General features: G+C 71.4%; 6 protein-coding genes and 1 pseudogene. 4 read left to right on the forward strand and 3 right to left on the reverse strand.

The window, feature by feature from the left end:
• Positions 1 to 12: 12 nt before the first annotated feature.
• From ACFW2G_RS21025 to ACFW2G_RS21035, 3 genes are all read left to right on the forward strand, one after another.
• A complete protein-coding gene (locus ACFW2G_RS21025; protein ID WP_384580620.1) occupies positions 13 to 1,797 on the forward strand; it encodes a DEAD/DEAH box helicase in 1,785 nt (594 codons plus the stop codon).
• Between the two features lie 403 nt (positions 1,798 to 2,200).
• Complete coding sequence (locus ACFW2G_RS21030; protein ID WP_030662724.1) at positions 2,201 to 2,842, forward strand: IclR family transcriptional regulator; 642 nt, start codon at positions 2,201 to 2,203, stop codon at positions 2,840 to 2,842.
• Between the two features lie 199 nt (positions 2,843 to 3,041).
• On the forward strand, positions 3,042 to 3,839 hold the full coding sequence (locus tag ACFW2G_RS21035; protein ID WP_037923312.1) for a S16 family serine protease: 798 nt from the start codon (positions 3,042 to 3,044) through the stop codon (positions 3,837 to 3,839).
• Here the strand turns inward: ACFW2G_RS21035 and ACFW2G_RS21040 are convergent.
• The 3 genes and pseudogenes from ACFW2G_RS21040 to ACFW2G_RS21050 all read right to left on the reverse strand — a co-directional run bounded on the left by ACFW2G_RS21040 (position 3,769) and on the right by ACFW2G_RS21050 (position 6,379).
• Positions 3,769 to 5,523 (reverse strand): MFS transporter, encoded by a 1,755-nt coding sequence (locus ACFW2G_RS21040; RefSeq protein WP_384580622.1) that lies wholly within the window; start codon positions 5,521 to 5,523, stop codon positions 3,769 to 3,771. The two genes, ACFW2G_RS21035 and ACFW2G_RS21040, sit on opposite strands and share 71 nt — an antisense overlap.
• A gap of 29 nt (positions 5,524 to 5,552) precedes the next feature.
• Positions 5,553 to 5,810: pseudogene (locus ACFW2G_RS21045) on the reverse strand (winged helix-turn-helix domain-containing protein); the annotation flags it as partial.
• An 86-nt stretch (positions 5,811 to 5,896) separates the two neighbouring features.
• Positions 5,897 to 6,379: an Lrp/AsnC family transcriptional regulator gene (locus ACFW2G_RS21050; RefSeq protein ID WP_037923314.1), complete on the reverse strand. Its 483-nt coding sequence runs from the start codon at positions 6,377 to 6,379 to the stop codon at positions 5,897 to 5,899.
• Between the two features lie 141 nt (positions 6,380 to 6,520).
• Here ACFW2G_RS21050 and hppD point away from each other — a divergent pair, with 141 nt between their 5' ends.
• A complete protein-coding gene (hppD, locus tag ACFW2G_RS21055) occupies positions 6,521 to 7,675 on the forward strand; it encodes a 4-hydroxyphenylpyruvate dioxygenase (protein ID WP_037923317.1) in 1,155 nt (384 codons plus the stop codon).
• Positions 7,676 to 7,717: the final 42 nt, after the last annotated feature.

The following is a 7,717-nucleotide window of genomic DNA, read 5'->3' on the forward strand; positions in this document are numbered from 1 at the left end:
GAACCGGAGACCGTGACTACTACCGCCTCCCACCATCTCTCACCCGCCTTCCCCGGCCGTGCCCCGTGGGGCACCGCCAGCAAGCTGCGTGCCTGGCAGCAGGGAGCGCTGGATCGCTATATCCAGAACCAGCCCCGGGATTTCCTCGCCGTCGCCACCCCCGGCGCAGGCAAGACCACCTTCGCCCTCACCCTCGCCTCCTGGCTGCTGCACCACCACGTGGTGCAGCAGGTGACCGTCGTCGCGCCCACCGAGCACCTGAAGAAGCAGTGGGCGGAGGCCGCCGCCCGGATAGGAATCCGGCTGGACCCCGAGTACTCGGCCGGTCCGCTCAGCAAGGACTACCACGGCGTCGCCGTCACCTACGCCGGCGTCGGCGTGCGCCCGATGCTCCACCGCAACCGCTGCGAGCAGCGCAAGACCCTGGTGATCCTCGACGAGATCCACCACGCCGGAGACTCGAAGTCCTGGGGAGAGGCCTGCCTGGAGGCCTTCGACCCGGCGACCCGCCGGCTCGCGCTGACCGGCACGCCCTTCCGCTCCGACACCAATCCCATCCCGTTCGTGACCTACGAAGAGGGCAACGACGGCATCCGGCGGTCCTCCGCCGACTACACCTACGGCTACGGCAACGCCCTCGGTGACGGCGTCGTCCGGCCGGTCATCTTCCTCTCCTACAGCGGCAACATGCGCTGGCGGACCAAGGCCGGCGACGAGATCGCCGCGCGGCTGGGCGAGCCGATGACGAAGGACGCCATCTCGCAGGCCTGGCGTACGGCCCTGGACCCGCGCGGCGACTGGATGCCCAACGTGCTGCGCGCCGCCGACCAGCGGCTCACCGAGGTCCGCAAGGGCATCCCCGACGCGGGCGGCCTCGTCATCGCCTCCGATCAGGACTCGGCGCGCGCGTACGCCAAGCTGATCCGGGAGATCACCGGGACGAGGCCGACCCTGGTGCTCTCCGACGACACGGGGGCGTCGAAGAACATCGACACCTTCAGCGCGAACGACGACCGCTGGATGGTTGCGGTCCGCATGGTGTCCGAGGGCGTCGACGTACCGCGCCTCGCGGTCGGCGTGTACGCGACCACGATCTCCACCCCGCTGTTCTTCGCCCAGGCCATCGGACGCTTCGTGCGCTCGCGCAGGCGGGGCGAGACGGCGTCCGTCTTCCTTCCGACGATCCCCTACCTGCTCGGCTTCGCCAACGAGATGGAGGTCGAGCGCGACCACGTGCTCGACCGGCCGAAGAAGCAGGGCGAGGAGGACCCGTATGCCGAGTCCGAGAAGGAGATGGACGAGGCGAACCGGCAGGAGGACGAGGACACCGGCGAGGACGAGCAGATGTCCTTCGAGGCACTGGAGTCCGACGCCGTTTTCGACCGGGTCCTCTACGACGGGGCCGAGTTCGGCATGCAGGCGCACCCGGGCAGCGAGGAGGAGCAGGACTACCTCGGCATCCCCGGGCTGCTGGAGCCGGACCAGGTGCAGATGCTGCTGCAGAAGCGGCAGTCCCGGCAGATCGCGCACAGCCGGCGCAAGCCCGACTCCGAAGCGGACCTCCTGGAACTGCCGGCCGATCGCAGGCCCGTGGTTTCCCACAAGGAACTGCTGGAGCTGCGGAAGTCGCTCAACACGATGGTGGGCGCCTACGTCCACCAGAGCGGGAAGCCGCACGGGGTGATCCACACGGAGCTGCGCCGTGTGTGCGGCGGGCCGCCGAGTGCGGAGGCCACGGCGGGGCAGATCCGCGAGCGCATCAAGAAGGTGCAGGAGTGGGCCACCCGCATGCGGTAGGCGCGCTTGCTCCGCTTACTGCACTTATTGCGGCATGTGCGGTGACCGCGGTGACTGCGGTGAGTTCGCCCAGAACGTGTGACGGGGTCCGTGCGGAGGTTCGCACGGACCCCGTCCGCGTACCGCCGTCTCCGCGTCTGTGCGATTCGTTGTCACGAAACGACACTTGAGGCGATCAGAAAATAGCACAAACGGGTAGCTCGCGCCCGGATTCTGGACGAGCCCTTCCGCTGAGCGGACCTGCTCGCTACATTCCCCGCATCGAACGCACCGTGGCAGCGCCGCCGCGGGAGCGCAGCCGGTGCAATGGCCGCTACCGGCGGCCTCTCCTGTGCGCCGCCGTGGGACCGGCGGCGCGCCATTCCGAGAGTCACCGCCGCTCACCGAAAGAGGGAGAGGCGTCGTGACCGCGGAAACCTCCCAGACTCTCGACAGAGGGCTCAGGGTCCTCAAACTGCTCGCCGACACCGACCACGGTCTGACCGTCACCGAGCTCTCCAACCGCCTCGGCGTCAACCGCACGGTCGTCTACCGGCTCCTGGCCACCCTCGAACAGCACGCCCTGGTCCGCCGCGACCTCGGTGGCCGGGCCAGGGTCGGGCTCGGGGTGCTGCGACTGGGCCGGCAGGTGCACCCGCTCGTGCGTGAGGCCGCGCTGCCCGCGCTGCGGTCCCTCGCCGAGGACATAGGTGCCACCGCACACCTGACCCTCGTCGACGGCACCGAGGCCCTCGCCGTCGCCGTCGTGGAGCCGACGTGGACGGACTACCACGTGGCCTACCGGGCCGGCTTCCGCCACCCCCTGGACCGGGGCGCCGCCGGGCGGGCGATCCTGGCCGCCCGTCAGGGCTCCCTCATCGAGCCGGGGTACACGCTGACCCACGGCGAGCTCGAAGCGGGTGCCAGTGGGGCCGCGGCACCGCTGGTGGGCATCAGCGGGCTGGAGGGCAGCGTCGGCGTCGTCATGCTGGCCGACGCCGTGCCGGAGCGGGTCGGACCGCGGGTCGTCGACGCGGCGCGCGAGGTCGCCGACGCCCTCCGCTAGGGCGGGTCGCGGACGTCCCGCCTGCCCCGCGGCACCCGGCACGCACGTCCGCCGCGTGGTCGGGACCGTCCGAGCGGGCCCGGTGCGAGGACGGCCCTCCGCCGTGCGATCGCACGCACCGGGCGGTGCGGCCGGGGCCGGAGCGCGCGGCGGGGGCCGAGGGCGTCTGCGGGGCCGGCGGGGCGGATAGATTGGGCGGGTGCTCTCTCGTCTCACACGTCTGCCGCGTCCCGCCGCCCTGGCCGTCTGCGCCGTACCCGTGGTCGGGCTGTTCGCCGCCGCGGCCTTCGCGCCGCTGCCCTTCGTGGTCGCCGTGCCCGGGCCGACGGCCGACGTGCTGGGGTCCGACCGGGGCAAGCCCGTCATCACCGTGTCCGGCGCGCCGGTCCGGGACACCGAGGGCCAGTTGCGGATGACCACCATCCGGGCCACCGGGCCGTCCTCGACGGTGACGCTGCCCGAGCTCGTCGGCCACTGGTTCGCGACGGACCATGCGGTCCTGCCCCGGGAGGCCGTCTACTCCACCGGCGGAAGCGACGAGCAGATCGAGCAGCACAATCTGGAGGAAATGGCCAAGTCGCAGTCGGCGGCCACCGACGCCGCCCTCGGCTTCCTCGACAAGAATCCGCAGGACGTGAAGGTCGAGCTCAACCTCGCCGACGTCGGCGGTCCGAGCGCCGGGCTGCTGTTCTCCCTCGGCATCGTCGACAAGCTCGACGGCGACGGCAGCGGCGGCGACCTCACCGGCGGCCGCACCATCGCCGGTACCGGCACCATCACCGCCGACGGCACCGTCGGCGCCGTCGGCGGAGTGGCCCTGAAGACCCAGGCCGCGCGGCGGGACGGGGCCACCGTGTTCCTCGTCCCGAAGGACGAGTGCGCGGACGCGCAGTCGGAGCTGCCCGAGGGGCTGCGGCTGGTGCCGGTCAGTTCACTGACGGGTGCGGTGAACGCTCTTCGCGCACTGAATCGGGGGCAGCCGGCCCCGTCCTGCTGACATCCGCCCCGCGCTCCATCCCGCGCCAGGCCGGGAAGACCAGCGGGGCGAGCGTCGTGAGCAGGTACGTGCCGCCGAAGAGCAGCAGTGCCGTGCGCACTCCGAAGCCGCCGACGAGCAGTCCGGCCGCCAGGCCGCCCACCGGCATGGTGAGCTCACAGCCCGCCGTGGTGACCCCGGCGACCCGGCTGCGCAGGTCCTCCGGGACCCGCTCGTAGACGAGCGTGGACAGGATCGGGTTCAGCATGCCCGCGCCGAGGCCGGCCAGTGCCATCGTCACCGCGAGCGGCAGCGTGGTGTCGGTGAGCGCGGCGACGACGTAGCGGGTCGCGCCGGACACCAGGAAGGCGGCCGCGAACACCGCCCGGCGCGGGAACCGCTCGCCCCACGCTCCGTAGAGCAGGGCGCCCAGCAGGGCGAAGCCGCCGAAGAGGGAGATCATCAGGCCGATGGTGGTGGCGCCGCCCAGGACGTCCCGGCCGTGCACGGGCAGCAGCACCGAGGACCAGCCCTGGTCCAGGCCGTTGGTCATCATGACCATCACGGTGATGCCCAGCAGCAGCCGGGAGCGGGCCAGGAAGGCCCATCCCTCGGCGAGTTCCGTGCGGTAGGCGGCGAACGAGACGGTGCCCGCGGCCCGTTGCGGTTCGGCGGCCGGGACCCCGCGTAGGAAGGCGGACACGAGCAGCGCCGACACCCCGAAGGTGGCCGCGTCCAGCAGCAGCACCGCCTCGGCGCCGAACGCTGCGATCAGCAGGCCCGCCACCGCGGCCCCGAGCATCCGGGCGCCGCGCGAGACCGCGTCGTAGAGGCTGGCGGCCCGGGAGAGGGTGGTGCCGGCGTGTTCGGCGAGGTCGGGCAGGAGCACCCCCCGGGCGGTCAGCCCCGGGGTGTGCACCAGGCCGCCGACGGCCATCAGCGCGCACAGCATCCAGAACTCCAGCACGCCCAGGTGGTGCAGCAGGGGGATCGCGCCGACGGACAGGCCGCAGATCAGGTCGGAGGCGGCGGAGACCCGGCGGCGGCCGATCCGGTCGATGATCGGTCCGCCGACCAGGGCGGCCACGATGACGGGCAGGGTGGCGCAGAAGGCGACGACCCCGGCCCGGCCGGGGCTGCCGGTGGTCTGGAGGACGAACCACGGGACGCCGATGAGGGTGAGGGAACTGCCCGCGATGGAGACGGTGTTGGCGGCCAGTACGGCGGCCAGCGGGCGCCGGCTCGTGGAGCGTAAGGCCCGGCTGCGGGCAGGGACGGCGGCGGGCACGGCAGGACTCCTTCGGTGCGGCGGTGGTGGCGCGGCGGACCGGTACGCGGTGCGGCGGGCGGCCGCCGGCGGGGCGGCTACTCGGAAGCGGAACGCGGCAGGACGTGCGTGTGGACGCGGACGGTGCGGGTGTCCTCCGTCTCGGGCAGGTCCCGGTAGGTGTTGATCACGTCGTGCAGCCGGCCGATCAGTTCCTCGCTCTGCCCGGGCGACAGCCGCAGGGTGAAGTCGCTGAGGTCGGCGCCGGATTCCCAGCGGCCCAGCCGGGCCGAGGCCTCGGCGACCCAGGCCGAGACCTCCTGGGTGTGGTTGGCGGCGACGGTCTGCAGGAAGAGCGCGGCCGCGCTGCTCGTGGCCGGGTCGGTGTCGTGGATCAGCGATCCGTCGAAGCCGGTGCCCTCGTGCACGGCCTGCCACCAGCGTTCCCGCCCCTTGCCGTGGCCGACGGCGTCCTCGACGAAGCCGTGTGCGGCCAGCTGGCGCAGGTGGTAGCTGGTGGATCCGCTGGACTCCCCGAGGCGTTCGGCCAGCCGGGAGGCGGTGGCGGGGCCCTCCCGGCGTAGCTCGGCCAGCAGCAGCATCCGCAGGGGGTGGGCGAGGCCGCGCAGGGCGCGGGCGTCGAGCATGCGCAGGCTGGGCGTCACGGGCTCGCGGCCCGCGGAGGGTGCGCTTTCGGGACGGCTTTGGGGTCGGCTCTCGGGCATGCCCCGACCCTAGAGATGCAAAGAATTCTCTGCAACGGTTTTTGCAGAGAATCCTTTGCATAGAACTCCGTGCGTCACGCCCCGCGTCACCGGGTCCGGGCGTCGTCCCCGGCCGCCTGCTCCACCAGCGGGATGATCCGGAAGGGCACCGGGTTCTCCATCACGATCGCCGTCGAGGCCCGGACGATCCCGTCGAAGCCGACGACGCGGTCGATCACCCGCTGGAGATCGGCGTTGGAGCGGGCCACCAGCCGGCACAGCATGTCCCCGTGCCCGGTGGTGGTGTGCAGCTCCAGCACCTCCGGGACCCCGTCCAGGTGCGCCCTAACGTCGGCTCCCTGGCCCTGCTTGATCTCCAGCGTGGCGAAGGCGGTCACCGGGTACCCCAGGGCCGTCGGGTCGACCTGTGGCCCGAATCCGCGGATGACCCCGCCGGACTGGAGCCGGTCCAGGCGTGCCTGGACCGTCCCGCGGGCCACGCCCAGCCGGCGCGAGGCCTCCAGCACCCCGATCCGGGGCTCGCGCGCCAGCAGGACGATGAGCCGGCCGTCGAGATCGTCGATGCCCATGGATGCCTCCGGGTGCCCACGCGTACGCACGGGTGGTCATAGTGCACAGATGTCTTAGCCATGGTCCGGCCATGCTGTGCAGTTTGTACAGTCATTCAGGAAACTATTGCGCAGCTTGTGGATCGGCGGGAATCTGCGCTCATGACTGAGTCTCTGGCGAACCTCGAAACCACCCCGCACACCGCGCGTGAGGCGGACCCGTTCCCGGTGAAGGGCATGGACGCGGTCGTCTTCGCCGTCGGCAACGCCAAGCAGGCCGCGCACTACTACTCGACCGCCTTCGGCATGAAGCTCGTCGCCTACTCCGGACCGGAGAACGGCAGCCGCGAGACGGCCAGCTACGTGCTGACCAACGGCTCCGCCCGCTTCGTGCTGACCTCGGTCATCAAGGCGACGACCGACCACGGCCGCTTCCTCGCCGAGCACGTCACCGAGCACGGCGACGGCGTCATCGACCTCGCCATCGAGGTCCCCGACGCCCGCGCCGCCTACGCGTACGCCGTCGAGCAGGGCGCCCGCGGCCTGGACGAGCCGTACGAGGTCAAGGACGAGCACGGCACGGTGGTGCTGGCCGCGATCGCGACCTACGGCCAGACCCGCCACACCCTGGTGGAGCGCGGCGACTACACCGGCCCCTACCTGCCGGGCTACGTGGCCGTCGAGCCGATGGTCGAGGCCCCGGCCAAGCGCACCTTCCAGGCCATCGACCACTGCGTCGGCAACGTGGAACTCGGCCGGATGAACGAGTGGGTCGCCTTCTACAACAAGGTCATGGGCTTCACGAACATGAAGGAGTTCGTGGGCGACGACATCGCGACCGAGTACTCGGCGCTGATGTCCAAGGTGGTCGCGGACGGCACCAAGAAGGTCAAGTTCCCGATCAACGAGCCGGCGATCGCGAAGAAGAAGTCGCAGATCGACGAGTACCTGGAGTTCTACAACGGGCCGGGCGTCCAGCACATCGCGCTGGCCTCGAACGACATCGTCTCCACGGTCCGCTCGATGCGCGCGGCGGGCGTCCAGTTCCTGTCCGTCCCGGACACCTACTACGACACGCTCGGCGAGTGGGTCGGCGACACCCGCGTGCCGATCGACGAGCTGCGCGAGCTGAAGATCCTCGCCGACCGCGACGAGGACGGCTACCTGCTGCAGATCTTCACCAAGCCGGTGCAGGACCGCCCGACGGTCTTCTTCGAGATCATCGAGCGCCACGGCTCGATGGGCTTCGGCAAGGGCAACTTCAAGGCGCTGTTCGAGGCCATCGAGCGCGAGCAGGAGAAGCGCGGCAACCTCTGAGCCTCACCGGCTCCCGAACCTCCCACATACGCCACCGCGGCC

Origin of the sequence: Streptomyces sp. NPDC058880, from assembly GCF_042742535.1 — a bacterium.
Lineage (GTDB): Bacteria > Actinomycetota > Actinomycetes > Streptomycetales > Streptomycetaceae > Streptomyces.

Bases quoted from the DNA above. Each gene is read 5' to 3' on its own strand.
- ACFW2G_RS21050 (WP_037923314.1), bottom strand. From the start codon at position 6,379: ATGGGCATCGACGATCTCGACGGCCGGCTCATCGTCCTGCTGGCGCGC.
- hppD (WP_037923317.1), top strand. From the start codon at position 6,521: ATGACTGAGTCTCTGGCGAACCTCGAAACCACCCCGCACACCGCGCGT.